Annotated in this window: 17 protein-coding genes; 7 read left to right on the forward strand and 10 right to left on the reverse strand. The window is 69.0% G+C overall.

Annotated features, from left to right (window positions below):
• Window position 1: 1 nt before the first annotated feature.
• The gene (locus HVO_RS17520) at window positions 2–655 is read right to left on the reverse strand and encodes a QcrA and Rieske domain-containing protein (RefSeq protein ID WP_004042785.1); all 654 of its coding nucleotides are present in this window, start codon (window positions 653–655) and stop codon (window positions 2–4) included.
• 14 nt (window positions 656–669) lie between these two features.
• Window positions 670–1,269, reverse strand: a complete 600-nt coding sequence (locus tag HVO_RS17525) for a hypothetical protein (RefSeq protein ID WP_004042787.1) — start codon at window positions 1,267–1,269, stop codon at window positions 670–672.
• 269 nt (window positions 1,270–1,538) lie between these two features.
• Here HVO_RS17525 and HVO_RS17530 point away from each other — a divergent pair, with 269 nt between their 5' ends.
• Window positions 1,539–2,225 (forward strand): plastocyanin/azurin family copper-binding protein, encoded by a 687-nt coding sequence (locus tag HVO_RS17530; protein ID WP_004042789.1) that lies wholly within the window; start codon window positions 1,539–1,541, stop codon window positions 2,223–2,225.
• A gap of 28 nt (window positions 2,226–2,253) precedes the next feature.
• Here the strand turns inward: HVO_RS17530 and HVO_RS17535 are convergent, their stop codons facing one another.
• Entirely contained in the window at window positions 2,254–3,612 is a 1,359-nt protein-coding gene (locus tag HVO_RS17535; RefSeq protein ID WP_013035573.1) for an NRAMP family divalent metal transporter, read from the reverse strand.
• 143 nt (window positions 3,613–3,755) lie between these two features.
• On the opposite strand from HVO_RS17535, the gene HVO_RS17540 reads away from it, so the two are divergent.
• Window positions 3,756–5,624, forward strand: coding sequence for a PAS domain S-box protein (locus tag HVO_RS17540; RefSeq protein ID WP_004042793.1), 1,869 nt, complete (start codon window positions 3,756–3,758; stop codon window positions 5,622–5,624).
• Here HVO_RS17540 and HVO_RS17545 read toward each other — a convergent pair.
• From HVO_RS17545 to HVO_RS17555, 3 genes are all read right to left on the reverse strand, one after another.
• Entirely contained in the window at window positions 5,585–5,956 is a 372-nt protein-coding gene (locus HVO_RS17545) for a tautomerase family protein (protein ID WP_004042795.1), read from the reverse strand. The two genes, HVO_RS17540 and HVO_RS17545, sit on opposite strands and share 40 nt — an antisense overlap.
• A gap of 76 nt (window positions 5,957–6,032) precedes the next feature.
• Window positions 6,033–7,145, reverse strand: coding sequence for a pyridoxal-phosphate-dependent aminotransferase family protein (locus HVO_RS17550; RefSeq protein WP_004042796.1), 1,113 nt, complete (start codon window positions 7,143–7,145; stop codon window positions 6,033–6,035).
• Between the two features lie 162 nt (window positions 7,146–7,307).
• Complete coding sequence (locus tag HVO_RS17555; protein WP_004042798.1) at window positions 7,308–8,297, reverse strand: ring-cleaving dioxygenase; 990 nt, start codon at window positions 8,295–8,297, stop codon at window positions 7,308–7,310.
• 144 nt (window positions 8,298–8,441) lie between these two features.
• Here HVO_RS17555 and HVO_RS17560 point away from each other — a divergent pair, with 144 nt between their 5' ends.
• Window positions 8,442–9,326 carry an aldo/keto reductase gene (locus HVO_RS17560; RefSeq protein WP_004042800.1) on the forward strand — a complete coding sequence of 295 codons (885 nt, stop codon included), beginning with the start codon at window positions 8,442–8,444 and terminating at the stop codon, window positions 9,324–9,326.
• Window positions 9,327–9,367: 41 nt separating this feature from the next.
• Window positions 9,368–10,117 carry a class I SAM-dependent methyltransferase gene (locus tag HVO_RS17565; protein WP_004042803.1) on the forward strand — a complete coding sequence of 250 codons (750 nt, stop codon included), beginning with the start codon at window positions 9,368–9,370 and terminating at the stop codon, window positions 10,115–10,117.
• A gap of 7 nt (window positions 10,118–10,124) precedes the next feature.
• On the opposite strand, the gene HVO_RS17570 is transcribed toward HVO_RS17565, so the two are convergent.
• From HVO_RS17570 to thiE, 4 genes are all read right to left on the reverse strand, one after another.
• Window positions 10,125–10,922: an HpcH/HpaI aldolase family protein gene (locus HVO_RS17570; RefSeq protein WP_004042805.1), complete on the reverse strand. Its 798-nt coding sequence runs from the start codon at window positions 10,920–10,922 to the stop codon at window positions 10,125–10,127.
• A 105-nt stretch (window positions 10,923–11,027) separates the two neighbouring features.
• Window positions 11,028–11,867: a bifunctional hydroxymethylpyrimidine kinase/phosphomethylpyrimidine kinase gene (thiD, locus tag HVO_RS17575; RefSeq protein ID WP_013035260.1), complete on the reverse strand. Its 840-nt coding sequence runs from the start codon at window positions 11,865–11,867 to the stop codon at window positions 11,028–11,030.
• Complete coding sequence (gene thiM / locus HVO_RS17580) at window positions 11,868–12,764, reverse strand: hydroxyethylthiazole kinase (protein WP_004042823.1); 897 nt, start codon at window positions 12,762–12,764, stop codon at window positions 11,868–11,870. It abuts the gene before it with no gap.
• Complete coding sequence (gene thiE / locus HVO_RS17585) at window positions 12,761–13,393, reverse strand: thiamine phosphate synthase (protein WP_004042824.1); 633 nt, start codon at window positions 13,391–13,393, stop codon at window positions 12,761–12,763. The genes thiM and thiE overlap by 4 nt, the downstream gene beginning before the upstream one ends.
• A gap of 148 nt (window positions 13,394–13,541) precedes the next feature.
• Between thiE and HVO_RS17590 the strand changes: the two genes are divergently transcribed.
• From HVO_RS17590 to HVO_RS17600, 3 genes are all read left to right on the forward strand, one after another.
• Window positions 13,542–14,117 carry a flavodoxin domain-containing protein gene (locus HVO_RS17590; RefSeq protein WP_004042825.1) on the forward strand — a complete coding sequence of 192 codons (576 nt, stop codon included), beginning with the start codon at window positions 13,542–13,544 and terminating at the stop codon, window positions 14,115–14,117.
• 95 nt (window positions 14,118–14,212) lie between these two features.
• Window positions 14,213–17,389: an FAD-binding and (Fe-S)-binding domain-containing protein gene (locus HVO_RS17595; protein WP_081442894.1), complete on the forward strand. Its 3,177-nt coding sequence runs from the start codon at window positions 14,213–14,215 to the stop codon at window positions 17,387–17,389.
• Window positions 17,390–17,554: 165 nt separating this feature from the next.
• Entirely contained in the window at window positions 17,555–18,691 is a 1,137-nt protein-coding gene (locus HVO_RS17600) for a pyridoxal-phosphate-dependent aminotransferase family protein (RefSeq protein WP_004042827.1), read from the forward strand.
• Window positions 18,692–18,788: the final 97 nt, after the last annotated feature.

Genomic DNA, 18,788 nt, shown 5'->3' on the forward strand with positions numbered 1-18,788 from the left:
CTCATTCCTCCGTCCCTATCGGTCCCTCGAACGGCCCCGTTGCGAGCAGGAGCGTCCCGTCCTCGTCGTCGGCGATACCGAGGGGAAGCTGCGGGAGCGACCGCGAGGCCGGGCCGCCGGTCACGGACGCGCCCTTCGTCGGGTCGTAGAGGCTCCCGTGACAGGGACACCGAAGCTCGGAGCCCTGGTCGCCGGCGACGAGACAGCCCTCGTGGGTACAGACCTTCGAGTAGGCCACGTAGCCCTTGGCCGTCCCCTCGATGTTCGTGGGCGCTTCGTACTCGTCTTCGGGGAAGCGAAGCAGGAGCGTGGTCGCGCGCTTGGTGACGAGCGCGCCGCCGCCTTCCTTCTCCGGAAAGACGTCCATCTTGTCGAACTCGTCGGTCGAGAGCGCGTCGGCGGCGGTCAGGGGGTTGCCGTCCCTGTCGACGAGGCGGGTTCCCTCGACGTAGAGCGTCTCGTTTCCGGTGTCGAGGCTACCGGGAAGCCCGGCCGCGTAGTCGACGCCGAAGCTTCCGATGGCGGCCGCGCCGCCGATGCCGGCGAGGAGCTTCGCCATGTTTCGCCGCGTCAGTTCGTCGTCGCTCTGCGGGATGTCCGGGGCGTCTGTGTCGGTGTCGGTCTCAGTGTCGGTGTTGGTGGTGCGTTTGCTCATGTCCGTGCGGGTGGTCAGTGGTCTCTGGTCTCTGCGACGGTGATGCTCGGGACGAAGTACGCCGTGTACGCGAGGACGGTCAGCGCGAGCGAGAGGAACAGCATCCCGGCGTAGGTGCCGAGGAACTGCGTCCGCGCCGGGCCGAGCCCCTCCAGCGCGAGGAGGGCGGCGAACGACACGTCCACCCACGAGAGGAGCGCCACGACGAGCAGTCCGGTCCGCGACGACACGGCCGGGACGTAGTCGAGAATGCGCCGGGACTCGGTCTCCATGTACGGGGGGACGGAGACGGTCGCGTGGCCGCCGTCGGCGACGACGGAGTCGCCGAGGTGGCTGATGCGGTCGAGGAACCGCTTTGTCCCGACCATCACGCCGACCATCCCGAGCAGCGCGACCCACGCGACGACGCCGGCCTGATTGACGCCGACTTCGACCGGGCCGGGGAGGTAGCCGCTCGCGGGCTGGAGGTCGGACGAGGTGTTGACGGCGACCGGCTCCGCGCCGGTGCCGACGCCGATACCCCCGCCTTCGGTCCCGCTCGTCAGCGCGACGTACCACATCGGGAGCAGTACGACCGCGATGAGGAGCAGGATGACTGCGGTTTCACGCCGCATCGGTTCTCACCGCCGAACGTCGGGTCGGATTCACCACGGATTTCATGAATGTACCAATAGACTTACCTAATTGTCACTGCCGGATTGACGCTCCCACGACTGTGGGCCGACCGCGGATTCGCGGGAGCGACGATGCCACGTAAGCGTTCAGACGAGCGGTTATTTGTCTTTCTGTTTCGGAATGTTCGAGAACCAACAGAACTACAAGACAGTAGACGAACGGTCAGATAGTAGGCAGTATTAGCGGTAATACGAACTCAAACACCATTATGAACAGACGAACGTTCATGAAAAATATCGCGGGTGGAGTCGCCGTCCTCGGAGCGTCGACGGGCGTCACCAGGGCGTCGAACGAGAACTCGACCGCCGAGTCCGGCGGCGGTACAGACGCCGGCGGCGGTTCGGGCGGCGGCGGTTCGACCACCTATACTATCCAGATGGTGACAGAAGATGGGGAGTACTATTTCGACCCCGTCGGACTGCACGTCGACCCCGGCGACACCGTCGAGTGGGTCCTCGAAAGCGGCGACCACTCCGCGACGGCCTACGCCGAGTCGAATCAGGCCGAACAGCGCATCCCGGCGGACGCGTCCGGTTTCGACAGCGGCCTCTTGGAGGAGACCGGCGCGAGCTTCTCGTACACCTTCGAAGCCGAGGGCACCTACGACTACTTTTGTAGCCCGCACAAGCAGCTCGGGATGGTCGGTCGGGTCGTCTGCGGCGACCCCGGCGGGCCGGCCGAGGAGGGAGCGATTCCGAACGAGCCGGGGTCCGGTCTCATGCCCGGGTCGGGAGACATCGTCGAGGCGGGGTCGCTGTCGTATCCCTACGTCCCGAGCGGCGGGTCCTCGGGGTCGCTCCCGTGGCAGTTCTGGGCCGCGGCGGGCGGGCTCGGGACCGCCGTCGTCGCGATGGTCTCCAAGTACGACCGGGCGTCGGGCCGTTACAGCGAGTAAGCCGGGTCGCCCGCGGTTCGGATTCAGGTCAGGCCGCGGTCGGTCGCCCGACCGTCTCGCGGACGAACTTCCCGAGCAGGCCGAGCGTCGCCGCTCCCATCGCCGCGGCGAAGACGACGACGAAGACGGAAAGCGGGTCGCCGAGGTCGGAAAGCGCCCGCGAGCGGACGAAGTTCGCGGCGAGAACCGTCGTGACCGCGAACAGGACGACGCCGCCGAGGTTCGCCGGCGTCGAGTTCGGCTCCGAGACCGCGTCGCCGTTGAGTAAGACGAGCACGACGGCGATGGCGAACGGCGTGCCGACGAGGCCGAACGCCAGCACCAACACGAGAAGCGGGAAAAAGGCCCCGCCGAGGAACGCGCCGACGCCGGAGAACAGCGCCACGCCGGCGAGGAGCGCGCGGTAGCGGCCGTCCGAGAGGTCCGTCCCCCAGCCGAGTTTGTCGGCGACGAGGAACGGCGGGACGACGGTGTTGCCGCCGAGCGTGGAGACGGCCGCGCCCAAGAGGCCGAGCAGGAACAGCCACTTGGCGTTCGCGCCCGCAATCGGGCCGAGCGCCTGCGCGGCCGCCACCGCCGTGAGGTCGCCCGCGGCCACCTCGGGGCTGTGGAGGACGCTCGCGGCGACGAGGAAGATGGCGAGGCTGTAAACGCCGAAGGCGACGAGCATCGACGCGCCCACGTCGAACGTCGCCAGCCCGTAGTCGCGGGTCGTCCAGCCGCGGGCGCGCATCGTGTACGAGTGCATCGTGATGAGCGTGATGTGGACCGCGCCGCCGAGGATGCCGGCGGCGACGAGCGCGCCGTCGACGCCGGACGGGATGCGCGGGACGAGCCCGCCGGCCGCGGCCGCCGGGTCGATGGGAACCAACACCAGCGACGCGAGAAACGCGACGACGACGGCCGCCACGAGTCCCTTCGCGAGGAGTTCGACGAAGCGGTAGCCGCGCCCGGCGAGGCCGGCGGCGAGGACGACCGCCCACACGACGCCCCAGACGCGGGCGTCGACGCCGGTTATCGTCGCGCTCACGTTCGCGAGGCCCTGCATGATGACCAACTGGGCCAGCCCCGCGGCCAGCACCGCGTCGGCGACGAGCGCCCACGCCCAGCCGTCGCCCAACTCGCGTTCCACGACCGAGACGATGCCGTCCTCCGTGAGCAGGCCGAGCCGCATCGAGAGATACTGCGCCGACGCCCCGAGCACCGCCGAGAGCACGACGACCCACAGCATCGCGTAGCCGAACGTCGCGCCCGCGGTGAGCACGGTCGCCATCGTCGCCGGCCCCGCCGCCACGGCGCCGGCGACCCACGACGGCCCCATCTCCGAGAGATATCCCCGCCAATTGCCGCCCGTTACCGCCGATACGTCGAGTCTTGGTTCGTTCATGCCGTCGTGGTCTCGGCGGTCGTCACAAAAGTGTTGCTACTGGGTGTTACAACCGAGTAATTCCCCGCGTCGCGGGAGGTGGCACGCGACGTTTTATCCGACGTTCGCGACAACCATAGGTAATGAACGATGGTGTCGGCACAATGAGACTCCTCGTCGCCGCTGACTCGGGCGTCGCGGCGGCGGTCACCGAGGCCGTCCGTCGGCGGCTACCACGGGTCGACATCGAGGAGGTTCGAACCGCGGCTGCGGGGCTGACACTGCTCGACGACGCCGATGCCGACGCCGGTTTCGACTGCGTCGTCTCGGCGGACGACGTGGGAGCGACCGACGCGCTCGAGTTCCTCGCCGCGGTTCGGAAGCGAGACGCCGCGCTGCCGTTTCTCGTCGTCGCCGGCGGGGACTGCGAGGTGACGGCGAGCGACGCCCTCGACGCCGGCGTCACCGACTACGTCCGGGTCCGAGGGCCGGAGAGGTACGACGAGGTGGCCGCCCGAGTCGAGCGGACGGTCGCGGCGTCCGGCCGGCGACCGGTCGACCCGTCGCTCGTCTACGAACGCGTCTTCGAACAGATACTCGAGGGGGCGTGCCTGTACGACCGCGATGGGCGGTTCATACTCGTGAGCGACTTGCTCGCCGGACTCTACGGGGCGACGCCCGCCGAACTCGAAGGCGAGCGGAGCCGCCTCGTCGAGACGATTCGCGAGGAACGCCCGGGCGACCCGTATCAGCGACTCTTGGACGGCGAGACAGACTCCCTCGAAGGGGAGACCGAACTCGTCACGCCGGACGGCGAATCGCGGATACTGAGCTATCGCTTCGCGCCGCTTCGGATGGCCGGTGAGGTCGTCGGCGTCATCGGCGTATCGAGGGACGTCACCGAACGACAGGAGCGAGAGCAGAAACTGAAGCGCGCCCGCGAGGAGTACCAGGAGCTCATCGACGGGATGAACGACACCGTCTGGGTCATCGACATCGACAGCCACATCCTCGCGGTGAACGAGACCGCGGTGGAGCTGCTGGGCTACTCGCGGGACGAACTCCTCTCGATGACGGTCCACGACATCGACGCGGGACTCAGCGACGACGAGGCGTCGGCACTCGTTACCCAGATGCCGACCGACGGGACGCAGGTGTTCGAAACGGTCCACCGGGCGAAAGACGGTCGAGAGATACCCGTCGAAATCAGTTCGAGCCTCGTGACCTACCGGGGGGAGACGGTCGTGTTGAGCGTCGCCCGGGACATCACGACGCGGAAGCGCTACGAAGCGGAGCTCCGCGAACAGAATCGCCTCCTCGAAACGCAGCGCGACGAGCTCGGGGTCCTGAATCAGGTCGTCCGCCACGACGTTCGCAACGACCTGCAGTTAGTGACCGCCTACGCGGAACTGCTCGCTGAGTACGTCGACGACGGCGACGCGCGGGAGTACGTCGAAATCGTCCGGAGGCGCGCGAACCACGCGGTCGAACTGACGAAGACGGCCCGCGACATGGCCGAGATGATGAGCACCCGAGGGGTCGAGACCAAGCCGGTTCCCCTCCGGGAGGTGCTGGACGCGGAGATCGCGTCGGTCCGCGACATGGCACCGGACGCGAACGTGGCGGTCGACGGCGAGGTGCCCCCGGTCACGGTGCTCGCCGACGACATGCTCGGCTCCGTCTTCCGAAATCTCCTGATGAACGCCATCCAGCACACCGACGAAGACGAGCCGACTGTCGACGTGTCCGTCACGCACGCCGAGCGCGAAGACCGCGTCGTCGTCCGCGTCGCCGACGACGGCCGCGGCGTCCCGGACGAGCGGAAAGACGCCATCTTCGCCAAGGACGAAAAGGGGCTGGAGAGTCGGGGGACCGGACTCGGACTGTACCTCGTGCAGTCGCTCGTCGAGAAGTACGGCGGCGACGTGTGGGTCGAGGACAACGACCCCAGCGGCTCCGTCTTCGCGGTCGAACTCCGACTCGTCGACGGCGGTCAGTCCGACTCGGACCAGTCGTCCCCGACGCGGTCGTAACCCATCATCTGGCTCCCCTCGTGTTCGGTGAAGACGACCTTCTGGTTCGACTCCGGCACGCCGAACCGCTCGGTGACGGCCTCGATGACCGCGAGGGCGAGGTCGCGCTTCCGGTCCGCCGTCCGGCCCGCCCGGATGTCGGCCTGCAAGACGACGGTCTTGTCTCCGGTCGCCCGGCCGAGGTGAATCGCCCGGGCCTCGCGGACGCTGACGGCGGCGTAGTCGGTGTCGGCGTCCATCCGTTCGGCGTACAACTCGGCCATCTCGGTCGCGAACTGGTCCGCCTCGCGCGCCGTGACCTCGAAGTCGAGGTCGAATTGGAGATGCGGCATCTGCGTGTGCGTCCGATACGCCCGCGGCGCAAAAGAACCCCCGTGAGAGGCGTCGAGACGTGCGGCGAGTCGCGGCTTACAGGTCCGCCACGTCTTCGATGGCGTCGGTCAGCGCCTTGATGGACTCCACGTCGTGTTCGCCCATGTGGCCGATGCGGAACGTCTTCTCCCCGAGCGCGGAGCCGTAACCGTTCGAGAACGCCATGTCGTACTCCTCGTTGACCTCCTCGATAGTGGCGGCGACGTCGATGCCCTGCGTGTTCTCGATGCAGGCGACGGTCTGGGACTCGTAGCCCTCCTCGGGGAACATGTCGAAGTGCTCGTAGGCCCACTCGCGGGTGTACTCGGCCATCTCGCGGTGGCGCTTGTCGCGGCCCTCGTGGCCCTCTTCGAGCATGTGTTTCATCTGCTTGCGGTACGCGAGCATGATGGGAATCGCGGGCGTCGAGTGGGTCTGGCCCTTGCGGTCGTAGTAGTCGAGGGCGCGCTGGAAACCGCCGTACCACGACGCGGAGTCCTTCGACAGTTCGCGCTCGTAGGCCTCGTCGCTGACGGTGCAGATGGCCAGCCCCGGGGGCATGGCGAACGCCTTCTGCGACGAGGCGAAGATGACGTCGATGTTGTGCTCGTCGATGTCGACGTAGTCGCCGCCGAGGGCTGACACCGCGTCGACGACCAAGTAGGTGTCGGGGTACTCGGCGACCACGTCACCGATTTCCTCGATGGGGTTGCGGACGCCGGTCGAACTCTCGTTCATCACGGTGGCGACCACGTCGTACTGCTTGTCGCTGGATTCCAGCGCCTCGCGGATGTCCTCGGGCTTGATGGCCTGCCCCCACTCGTACTCGATGCGGTCGACGTTCTTGCCGAGGCGCTCCGCGACGTTGGCGTGGCGCTCGCTGAAGCTCCCGCAGGTCGGCACGAGGATGTTCTCGTCGACGAGGTTGAGCGTCGAGGACTCCCAGATTTCGGTGCCCGACCCCGTGAGAATCATCACGTCGTTGTCCGTGCCGAGGAACTCCTTCGTGTCCTCGACGATGGTCGTATAGAGGTCGGTCATGCGGTCCATGCGGTGGCCGAACATCGGCTGGCACATCTCCGCGATGACGTCCTCGCGCACCTCGGTCGGACCGGGGATGTACAGCGTCTTGTCCTGATAGTCGTCCGTGTATTCGCGTTTTTCCGTCACGTCATCCACCTGAATACGGGTCACTGCGTCGTGGGCGATGATGGTACTTGTGATTGCGACACTCGTCGCAGTTGCTCAGGCAGTGTTAACACGGGACAATACGGGCCGGCAGACGACGGATGGACGGGTGGAGAACCCCCGCGGAGCGCGGCGGGTCCGCGCTCAGTCGTCGGCTTCGGCCGACTCGGCCCGCGGGACCGTCACGTCGGTCAGGCCGGCTTCTATCTGCTCGCGCCGACCTTCGAACTCGCCGGGGAGGACGAGGCGGCCGCCGAGGTCGTCGAGGGGTTCGTCGGCGGTGTAGCCCGGGTCGCTCGTGGCGAGTTCGAACAGGACGCCGCCGAACTCGCGGAAGTAGACCGACCGGAACCAGTGGCGGTTGATTTGGGCGGTCGGGCGCAGGCCCTTCGACTGGACGGCCTTGCGCATCGCCTCTTGGTCCTCGTCGGTCGGCGTCTGGAAGGCGACGTGGTGGACCGTGCCGAGGCCCTGTCGGCCGCTCTCGATGGTCGGCAGCACGTCCACGTACTTCCCGACGCTCCCGGTCGCGGCGAACCGCGTCCGCTCGTCGCCGGGGGTGTCGCCCTGCGCCTCCTCGGTGCCGACGCGCTCGAAGCCCATCGTTTCGAGGAGGTCTTCGGTGGGCTGGGGGTCGGCCAGCCAGAGCGTCACGGAGTGGAAGCCGCGAATCGCAACGTCTTCTGGGACGAACTCGGTCCACGGGACGGTCGGGTCGTCGTCGGGAACCTCGACTTCGACCAGTTCGACCGGGAGACCGTCGGGGTCGCTGAAGGGGAGGACCGTTTCACCGAATCGCTCGACTCGGTCGTCGTAGTCGACGCCGTACTCGTCGAATCGGTCCTCCCAGTAGTCGAGGCTCCCCTCGGGCACGCGGAACGCGGTCCGAGAGACCTGCCCGGTGCCGACCTTCCCGCGCGAGAGGTTCTCCCACGGGAAGAACGTCATGCTCGTGCCGGGCGTTCCCGCCGCGTCCGTGAAGAAGAAGTGGTACGTGCTGGGGTCGTCCTGATTGATGGAGCGCTTGGCGAGGCGGAGTCCGAGCGTCTCGACCCAGAAGTCGAGGTTCTCCTGCGGGTCGCCCGCGATGCAGGTGACGTGGTGGATGCCGGGTGTCGGCGTGGGTTCTGCCATAGGCGGTCCTACGGGCCGCAAGGACTTGAGTATCCGCTGACGCGAGTGTTACCGGGTCGCGGCGGCGTCATCGCCGCTCGCACGGACCCGGCAGTCGAATCGGTGAGACACACGTTTTTGACCATCGACGGTGACGTTCGACGTATGCAGACACGCGCACTCGGCGACACCGGCCACGAGAGTACCATCGCGACGTTCGGCGCTATCGCGCTCAACTGGCTCGAACAGGAGGGCGCGAACCAGATGGTCGAACACGTCCTCTCGAAGGGCGTCAACCACTTCGACGTGGCCCCGACCTACGGCGACGCGGAGCTCAAACTGGGGCCGAAGCTCCGCCAGCACCGCGAGGACATCTTCCTCGGCTGTAAGACCCAAGAGCGGAGCTACGAGGGCGCGAAACGGAAACTCGACCGCTCGTTCGACCGCCTCGGCGTCGACTACATCGACCTCTATCAGGTCCACGGCCTCGAATACGAGTCCGAACTGGACGAAATCACCGCCGACGACGGCGCGCTCGCGGCCTTCCGCGAGGCGAAAGACGAGGGGAAAATCGGCCACATCGGCCTGACGAGCCACGGGAATCCCGGACTCATCCGCGATGCCATCGACCGCATCGACGGCCTCGAAACCCTGATGTTCCCGCTGAACCCCGTCGTCGTCGGCAAGGGCGACGACGAACACGACTACGAGGGCGTCTTCGAGGCGGCCGAAGAGGCCGGCATCGGCACGCTCGGCATCAAGGCGTTCGCCCGCGGCCCGTGGCCCGACACCGACGAACTGCCCGAGGCCGACCGACCGTTCCCCAACTGGTACGAGCCGGTCGACACCCCGAACGAAATCGCGGAGCGGTTCGACTTCGCGGCCGCGCAGGGCCTCACGAGCGTCGTCACGCCGGGCGACCCGAAGCTCGTTGCGATGGTTCTCGACGCCGCGACGCGGTACAACGGCATGGACGAGACGGCCCAGCGGTCGCTCGTCGAGCGCCTCCGCCACGACGAGAGCCCGGTGCCGGAGCAACTGCACCACTAACGAGGCGAGACGACTCCCGCCTCGGATTCCACCCGCCGCCAATGGACGTTCCAACGACCGTCACGGCCGCCCTCGACGACCGGCCGGTCCGGGGCGCGGTCTGTCTGGAGGCCGGCGCGGGGACCGGCAACGCCACCGCCGGACTCCTCGACGCGGGCGCAAAACAGGTCTACGCCGTCACCAACGACCCCGAGCACGCGACAATCGTCCGCGACCGGGTGGCCCCGTCGCCGACGGACCGAGCGAGGACCGCAGTGCTGGAGGCGGATGTTCGAAGCCTCCCGCTCGCAGACGATTCGGTCGGTATCGTCACTGCTCACGGGCTGTTCAACCTCGTCGGTCCAGCGTCGGTCGCCGCCGTCGCGCGCGAGCTGACGCGGGTCGCCGCGCCCGGCTGTCACCTCGTCGTCGACGACTACGAACCGCTCCCCGACGACGCCGCGATTCGGGAGCTGTTCGCGCTCGAAAACGCGGCGAGCCAGTTGGCCCGCGGGCGACCCGCGCTGACGTTCTATCCGGCCGACGCGCTCGGGGCGCTGTTCTCGGGATACGGCTGGCGCTTCGACCGCGAACTGACCCTGCTCGACCCGGTCCCGTGGTCCGCGAGTCACGTCGAGGCGCATGCGTCGGTGGCGACATCGTTCGCGGCCGACGTTCCCGACCCGATGGGCGGGTGGCTCGCGGACGAGGCCGAGCGCGTCGCCGACGCGGTCGAATCGGAGTCCGCGGGCGAGATGTACAGCGTGGCGATGCGGCTGTCCGACTCGGTGGCGGCGGACGCTCCCGAATAGGCGGCCGCTACTCCTCGCGGTCGAACGTCACGGCGTCGAACCAGCCGTCGACGACGCCCTTGAGTGCGCCCGTGGTACTGCCGAGATTGATGAGCTGATAGCCGTTTTCCGCCTTCTCGTTTACGTCGTCCATGCCGAAGCCGAGGCCGCCGACGGGGACGCCCGCATCGACCGCGGCCGAGCGGATGCGCTCGACCGCCTCCTGCACGTCCGGGTGGTCTATCTCGCCGGGGTGGCCGAGCGCCACCGAGAGGTCGAACGGCCCGATGAAGACGAAGCCCAGTTCGGGCACGTCGAGAATCGCGTCGAGGTCCGCAAGCGACTCGGCGGTCTCGATGGTCACGCCGACGAGCGTCTCGCGGTCCTCACCTGCAACGTAGTCGTCTGCGAGTCCCCAGCGGCGGGCGCGCGGCGACGCGAGGCCGCGGTCGCCGGGGCCGTCGCCGTAGGTGAAGCGGGCCGACCGAACCGCCTTGCGCACCTCCTCGGCCGACTCAACGCGCGGGAGGAAGACGTTCCTGACGCCGAGGTCGAGGGCCTTCCGGACGAACTCGGGGTCGGTCGTCGGGAGCCGAACCAGCGGCTCGATGCCGGTTCGTTCCGCCGCGCGGAGGAGGTCTTCCATCGCGCCCGAGTCGAGCGGGCTGGGGCCGCCGTGTTCGAGGTCGAGCCACACGAAGTCGAGACCGAGTTCGCCGTAGAACTCCACGAGCGTCGGGCAGTAGGCGTTGTCGAGGACGCCGAGCGCGACGCCGCCGGCCTCGATTCGGGCGCGGAGCGCGTTCGATGATGGTGTCGCTACCATGTTCGTGATACGACACGTAGCCAGAAAAGGGGCGTGGCGAGCGTCGGAGAGCCGCGTCGCCGGTCGTTGGTCGCCGGTCGTCGGTCGCCGGTCGGCGGTCGTCCCTTACGACTCGTCGGGCGTCCAGCCGTCGCCGACGCCGACGAGGTGGTTCACGCTCCCCGCGCCCTCGCCCACGTCGGCGGGTTCAGCGAGGGTCGCACGCGTGAACTCGATGCCGTGCCGGACCGCGTCTGTGAGGTCGTCGCCGCGGGCGAGGCGGGCGGTGACGGCGCTCGAAAGCGTACAGCCCGACCCGTGGGTCGCCGTCGCGTCGATGCGCGGGTTGACGAACGTCGTCGTCTCCGTCGACGTGACGAGCGTGTCGACCACGGTGTCGCCGTCGGTGGCGACGTGGCCGCCCTTCAAGAGCACGGCGTCGGCGCCCCGGTCGAAGAACCAGTCGGCGGCCTCGGAGACGGGTGCCGGCGAGTCGGGGAACACGCCCGTCAGCGCCTCGGCCTCGTCGGCGTTCGGGGTCACGAGCGTCGCCTGCGCGAACAGAGCGTCGTAGGCGTCGACGGCGTCCTCGTCCAGCAGTCGGTCGCCGGAGGTGGCGACCATCACGGGGTCGAGGACGACCGGGCCGTCGTAGTCGGCGAGGCAGTCGGCGACCGTCTCGACCGCCTCGACGGTCGCCAGCATCCCGAGTTTGACGGCGGCGATGTCGAAGTCGTCGGCGACGGCCTCGTACTGGGCGCGAATCGACTCGGTCGGGAGGACGTGCGACCCCTCGACGCCGCGGGTGTTCTGGGCGGTTGCGGCCACGATGACCGACCCGCCGTAGACGCCGAGTCGGGTCATCGTCTTCAGGTCGGCCTGGATACCCGCGCCGCCGCCGGAGTCGCTGGAGGCGATGGTGAGGGCGTACGGCGGCGTCTGCGGGTCGGGCGCGGTTCCCGTCATCTACCGCACCTCGATTCGGTCGATTCGGTCGGCGATGTCTGGCGTCGAGGCGTCCGCGAGTCCCGCGACCGCGTCGAGGAAGGCGGTTTTGTAGCTCGCCGGGCCGCGGTAGTCCCCGAACGCGCCCTCGGCGGCGAGTTCGCCCGCGAGTCCGTACGCCGCGGTCCCGGAGAGCGCCGCCGAAAGCGAGTCGTCGAGGGCGGCCCCGAACACGGCGAGCGTCGCGCCGAGCATACAGCCGGTGCCGACGACCGCGCCCATCATCGAGTGGCCGGTGTCGACCTCGAAAGCTGCCTCCTCGGTGGCGACGATGTCGGTCTCGCCGGAGGCGACGACGACCGCGCCGGTCTTCCGGGCGCACTCGACGGCCGCGGCGGCAATTTCGGCGTACTCCCCGACCGACTCGACGCCGCGGACCTCGGCGTCGTCGCCGGCGAGCGCGGAGATTTCGCCGTAGTTGCCGTTGAGCACGTCCACATCGAGGTCGGTGACGAGGCGGTCCGCGACCCGGTCGCGCGTCGGGGTCGCGCCGACGCCCACGGGGTCGATGACGAGGGGAACGCCGTGGTCGTTCGCGGCTCGGCCGGCGGTCAGCATCGTCGCCTCGCCCGACTCGCTCACGGTCCCCATGTTGAGCAGACAGCCGTCCGCAATGCCGACCATATCGCCGACCTCGCGCTCGTCGTCGGACATGACCGGCAGGCCGCCCCAGTAGAGCGTGACGTTCGCCACGTCGTTGACCGTCACGTCGTTCGTGACCGAGTTGATGAGCGGTTGTTCGCCCGCGACGGCGGCGAGCGCTTCGTCCAGCGCCACGTCGGGGACGCCGCCCGCACCGGTCGCGTCGTCCGACCCGCCCGACCCACCCGCGCCGTCCGAGCCGTCGCGTCCGCTCATCGGCGGTTCCTCCCGGCGGCGACCGAATCAGCGAGGTGGCGGGTCGCGTCGGCGGGGTCGTCAGCGGCGGTGATGGCCGACACGACCGCGACGCCGTCGGCTCCGGCGGCGACCACGTCGGCGGCGTTGTCGGGCGTGACGCCGCCGATACCGACGAACGGAATCGAGACGGCTTCAGCGATGGCCGACACGCGCTCGGTCCCGATTTCGGACTGCTCCGGGTTCGTCTCCTTCGTGTCGGTGGCGAACACCGCGCCGACGCCGAGGTAGTCCGCGCCGGCCTCCTCGGCGGCTCTCGCGCCCGCGACGGTCGAGACCGACCGGCCGACGATTGCGCCCTCGCCGAGCTGTTCGCGCGCGACCGAGACGGGCACGTCGTCGTCGCCGAGGTGGACGCCGTCGGCGTCGATTGCGGCCGCGATGTCGACCCGGTCGTTGACGACGAGCGGGACGCCCGCGTCGGCCGTCACGGCGCGAAGCTCGCGGCCGACCTCGTAGCGGTCGCGGGCGCTCGCGTGCTTCTCCCTGAGTTGCACGACATCGATGCCGCCGTCGACCGCGGCCCGCACCACGTCCGGCGTCGACCGCCCGCCGGAGCGGTCCGACTGCGTGACCAGATAGGTTCCCATCGAAGTATTCATGAGTTGTATTTTGGAGTGATGCGGCGACGGGCAAAATAGTTCCTCCTCCGGGCGTCGTCCGGCCGGATTCCCGGCGGCTGAGAGCTGTCGACCGCCGTTATGGTATGAGCGAGCCAACGGGTACGCGGTGAGCTGTATGGGGACGGTACTCGTCGCGTACGGGAGCAAGGAGGGACAGACCGAGAAGATAGCCGGGCGCATCGTGGTGGCGCTGGCGGCCCACGGACACGACGTGCGGACCGAGTCGGTCACCGACGCCGCCGCCGCCGAGGCGCTCGCCGACGCCGACGCGGTGCTCGTCGGGTCGTCGGTTCACCTCGGCGCGCACTCGAAGTCGGTGTACGGGTTCGTCCGCGAGCACCGCGACGACATCGAGGCGCGGCCCAACGGCTTCTTCCAAGTGTCGCTGTCGTCGGCGCTCGACGACGCGGACGCCCGCGCCGAGGTCGCGACGTACCTCGACGAGTTCGTCGAAGAGAGCGGTTGGCCCCCCGAGCGGATGGCCGCGTTCGGCGGGGCGCTTCGGTACTCCGAGTACGGCTTTCTCACCCGGCTGGTGATGAAGCGCATCGCCGCGGACGCGACCGGCGACACGGACGCCTCGCGGGACTACGAGTACACCGACTGGGACGAAGTCGAGTCGTTCGCCGCCGACTTCGTCGAGTACGTGGAGCCGACGGCGGGCACCGCCGCGGGAGGTGCGGCGGTCTGAGCGGGCGGGCTGACCCGCCGCGAACGACTACCGCTTCGGGCAAACGTGGCGAGCCACACACAGGTTTTTGCTATCCTGCACGATTATAAATGGTAATGTCTGGTGACGGCCCTTCACGGGCGACACGAATCACGGCGGAGACGGACGGCGAGAGACGGGGGGACTTCCAACGATTTCAGGAGTCGCGCGACTACGACGTGGCGGACGTGGCCGAACACGCCGACCTCGCCGCCGACCTCCGGGACGTGGTCTCCGGCGAGGTGCGATTCGACGAGTACGCGCAGGTGTTGTACGCGACCGACGGCTCGATTTACCGGGCGCGCCCGGCGGGCGTGGTCATCCCCCGCGACGAAGACGACGTGCGCGCCGCGGTGCGGACGGCGGCCGAACACGACGTGCCCGTGCTCCCGCGTGGGGCGGGGTCGTCGCTGGCGGGACAGACCGTCGGCCCCGACTGTGTCGTCGTCGACTGCTCGAAGTACATGGACGAAATCGTCCGCGTGGACCCCGACGCGCGGCGGGCGCGGGTCCAACCCGGCGTGGTGCAGGACGACCTCGACGACCGCCTCGCGGACCACGGCCTGAAGTTCGCGCCGGACCCCGCCTCCTCGAACCGAGCGACCGTGGGCGGCGGCATCGGCAACAACTCCACGGGCGCGCACTCGGTCCGCTACGGCATCACCGACGCTTACACCGAGGAGTTGCGGGTCGTCCTCGCGGACGGGTCGGTCGTCCACACCCGCGATGTGGTCGTCGGGAGCGACGAGTGGGACCGCATCGTCGGCAAGGACGACCGCGAGGCCGCCCTCTACCGGACCGTTCTCGGCCTCGTCGAGGACCACGAGGAGGAAATCGAGCGCCGGTATCCGAGCCTCAAGCGGTCGGTGTCGGGCTACAACCTCCACAAAGTCGTCTCCGAGACCGACGACGGCGAGACGGTCGTCAACCTCTCGAAGCTGTTCGTCGGCGCGGAGGGCACTCTCGGCGTCGTCGTCGAGGCCACCGTGTCGCTCGTGACGGTCCCCGAGGAGACGGCGCTCGTCCTCTACGCCTACGACGACCTCGTGGAGGCGATGGCCGCGGTCCCCGACGCGCTGGACTTCGACGCCAGCGCGGTCGAACTCATGGACGACGAGGTGTTGCGGATGGCCGCCGAGTCCAGCGAGTACGCGCAGTACGTCGAGGAGATTCCCGACGGGACGGCGGCGACCCTGATGCTGGAGTTCGACTCCGAACTGCACGACGACTTCGAGGCCGTGATTCGCGAGGCGAACGACCACTTCCTGCGAGACGGCGACCCCGGGTCGGCGGCGGGCGACGAGTCGACGGCGGCGGGCGACGCCGACGACGGCGGCGCGTTCGAGGCCATCGAGGCGTACACGCCCGCGGCGCAGGCCGACCTCTGGAAACTTCGCAAGGCGGCGATACCGCTTCTCATGTCGCTGCCGGGCGACCCGAAGCCCTACCCGTTCATCGAGGACGCGAGCGTCCCGCCCGAGGAGTTGGCGGAGTACGTCCAGTCGTTCGAAGACGTGTTAGAGGACCACGGCACGTCGGCCGCGTACTTCGCCCACGCCGGGTCGGGGACGCTCCACATCCGCCCGATTCTGAACCTCAAGGAGAACGAGGGCATCGAGAAGATGCGCGCCATCACCGACGACGTGACCGACCTCGTGTTGGACCACCGCGGGGCCTTTTCGGGCGAGCACGGCGACGGAATGGCCCGGACCGAGTGGAACCCGAAGATGTACGGCCCCGAACTCTGGGGCGCGTTCAAGGAACTGAAGACCGCCTTCGACCCCGAGTGGCGCATGAACCCCGGCAACGTCGTCTACCGCGACGGCTCCGACGACCTCGGGCCGGACGGCGACCGCGGCGTCGGCGCGGACATGCGCGAGAACCTCCGGTACGGCGCGGCCTACCGGTCCATCGAGCCAGCGACGACGCTCGACTTCTCGGACGAGGGCGGATTCTCGCACCTCGTCGAACTCTGTAACGGTTGCGGTACCTGCCGGCAGACCGGGTCGGAGACGATGTGTCCGACCTACCGCGCCTCGAAGGACGAAGCCGAGACGACCCGCGGCCGGGCCAATATGCTCCGCGCGGCCATCTCAGGCGACCTCTCGGACGACGAGATCCACTCCGACCGCTTCCAAGAGGAGGTGCTCGACCTCTGTGTCGGCTGTAAGGGCTGTCAGAACGACTGTCCGACCGGCGTCGACTTGGCGAAGCTCAAAGCCGAGGTGAAACACGCCCACCACGCCGAGGCGGGCGCGTCGCTCCGCGAGCGCCTGTTCGCCAACATCGACCGGCTGGCCGGCGTCGGCAGCGCGCTCGCGCCCGTCTCGAACTGGGCGGCCGAACTCCCGGGCGCGCGGGCCGCGATGGAACGACTCGCGGGCGTCGCCGCCGACCGGGCGCTCCCCTCGTTCACCCGCGACACGCTCGAATCGTGGATGGACGGGCGACGGCCCCGCGTCCCGGCGAGCGAGGCCGACCACCGCGTCCTCCTGTTTCCCGACACCTACACGAACTACGTCACGCCTGAAATCGGGAAGGCCGCGGTTCGCGTGCTGGAGGCCACCGGCGTCCACGTCCGCCTCGCGGAGGGCGTCGGTCCGAGCGGCCGGGCCGCCTACTCCGGCGGTTTCCTCGACCTCGCGCGACGGCGCGCGGGTCACAACGTCGAGACGCTCCGCCCGTCGGTCGAAAACGGCTGGTCGGTCGTCTTCGTCGAGCCCTCGGACGCGGTGATGTTCCAAGACGAGTACGCCGACCTGCTGCCGGACGACGCGGTCGCCCCGGTCGCCGCGGCCGCCTCAGGGGTCATGGAGTTCCTCGACGCCCACCGGCTGGACGAGAACCTCCCGATTCGCGGGCGCTCGGCCGACGGCGACGACGCGGCCGGACCCGTCGCCTCCGCGGTCGCTGACGGCGGTACCCTCGGGTCCCTCACCTACCACGGCCACTGCAACCAGAAGGCGCTGAACAAGGACCACCACGCGGTGGGCGTCCTCCGGCGGGTCGGCTACGAGGTCGACCCCCTGGACTCGAGCTGCTGCGGCATGGCCGGGAGCTTCGGCTACGAGGCCGAACACTACGACCTCTCGAAGGCCATGGGAGACATCCTGCTCGAGCAGGTCGACGACAGTCAGGGCGACGAGGTGGTCGCCCCCGGCGCGTCGTGTCGGACGCAACTCGAAGACAGGGACGACGCGGCGCGGCGACCGCCGCACCCGATAGAGAAGGTCGCGCAGGCGCTGTCGGGCTGAGCGGGCGCGCGTCGGCGCAGTCGTCGGGTTCCCGCGGGTCGGGACGGTATCCGTCTCGCGGCGTTCCGCAATCACATCCCTTTTGCCGGTTTGCGTGGCAGGTGAAGGCAGACCATGTCCGATGCACCCGATGTCGGCGAACTCACCCCGCCGAATCGCACGCTGATGGGCCCCGGCCCGAGCGACGTTCACCCGCGCGTCCTCCGCGCGATGTCCACGCCGCTCGTCGGCCACCTCGACCCGTCGTTTATCGAGGTCATGAACGAGGTGCAGGAGCTCATGCGCTACACGTTCCGCACCGACAACAAGTGGACGATTCCGGTCTCGGGGACCGGGTCGGCGTCGATGGAGGCGGCCATCGGCAACCTCGTCGAACCGGGTGACACGATGCTCGTCCCGACGAACGGCTACTTCGGCGGGCGCATGGAGTCGATGGCCGAGCGCGCCGGCGGCGAGGTCGTCCACGTCGACGCGCCGTGGGGCGAGCCGCTCGACTCCGCGGACGTACAGGACGCCTTCGACGAGCACCAGCCGGACGTGTTCGGGTTCGTCCACGCCGAGACCTCGACGGGCGTGAAACAGCCGAGCGTCCCCGAACTGACGAGCATCGCCCACGACCACGACGCGCTCGTCGTCGCCGACACCGTCACCTCGCTCGGCGGGGTCGAACTCGAAGCCGACGACTGGGGCATCGACGTGGCCTACTCCGGCCCGCAGAAGTGCCTGTCGTGCCCGCCGGGCGCGAGCCCGCTGACGCTCAACGACCGCGCGATGGACAAGGTGCTCTCGCGGGAGGAACCCACCCGCTCGTGGTACCTCGACCTGTCGCTGCTGGAGGGCTACTGGGGCGACGACCGCTCGTACCACCACACCGCGCCCATCACCAACGTCTACGCCATCCGCGAGGCGCTCCGACTGGTCGCGGAGGAAGGCATCGAGGAGCGGTGGGCGCGTCACCGTCGGGTCGCGGGCGCGCTGAAAGCCGGCGTCGAGGCGATGGGTCTCGGTCTCAACCCCGAAGACGAGTACTGGCTGCCGAGCCTCAACGCGGTGCTCGTCCCCGACGGCGTGGACGCCGGCGCGGCAATCGACTACGTGCTCGACCACTACGACCTCGAAATCGCCGGCGGCCTCGGCGCGCTCGCGGGCGACATCTTCCGCGTCGGCTGCATGGGCCACTCGGCGCGGCCGGAGAACGTCTCGTTCCTCCTGACCGCCCTCGGAGAGGCGCTCGAAGCGCAGGGCGCGGACGTGGACCCCGAAGCCGGCTTCGCCGCCATGCGCGAAGCGCTGAACCAGTAACGGCTCCGAACCGGCGGCAATTCGCCGTGAACCGCGTCGAAACTCAGCGAAACCGACGCAAAACGCCCGCCACGGTGTCCGCTTTTCATGAGCATCG

Origin of the sequence: Haloferax volcanii DS2, assembly GCF_000025685.1 — an archaeon.
Lineage (GTDB): Archaea > Halobacteriota > Halobacteria > Halobacteriales > Haloferacaceae > Haloferax > Haloferax volcanii.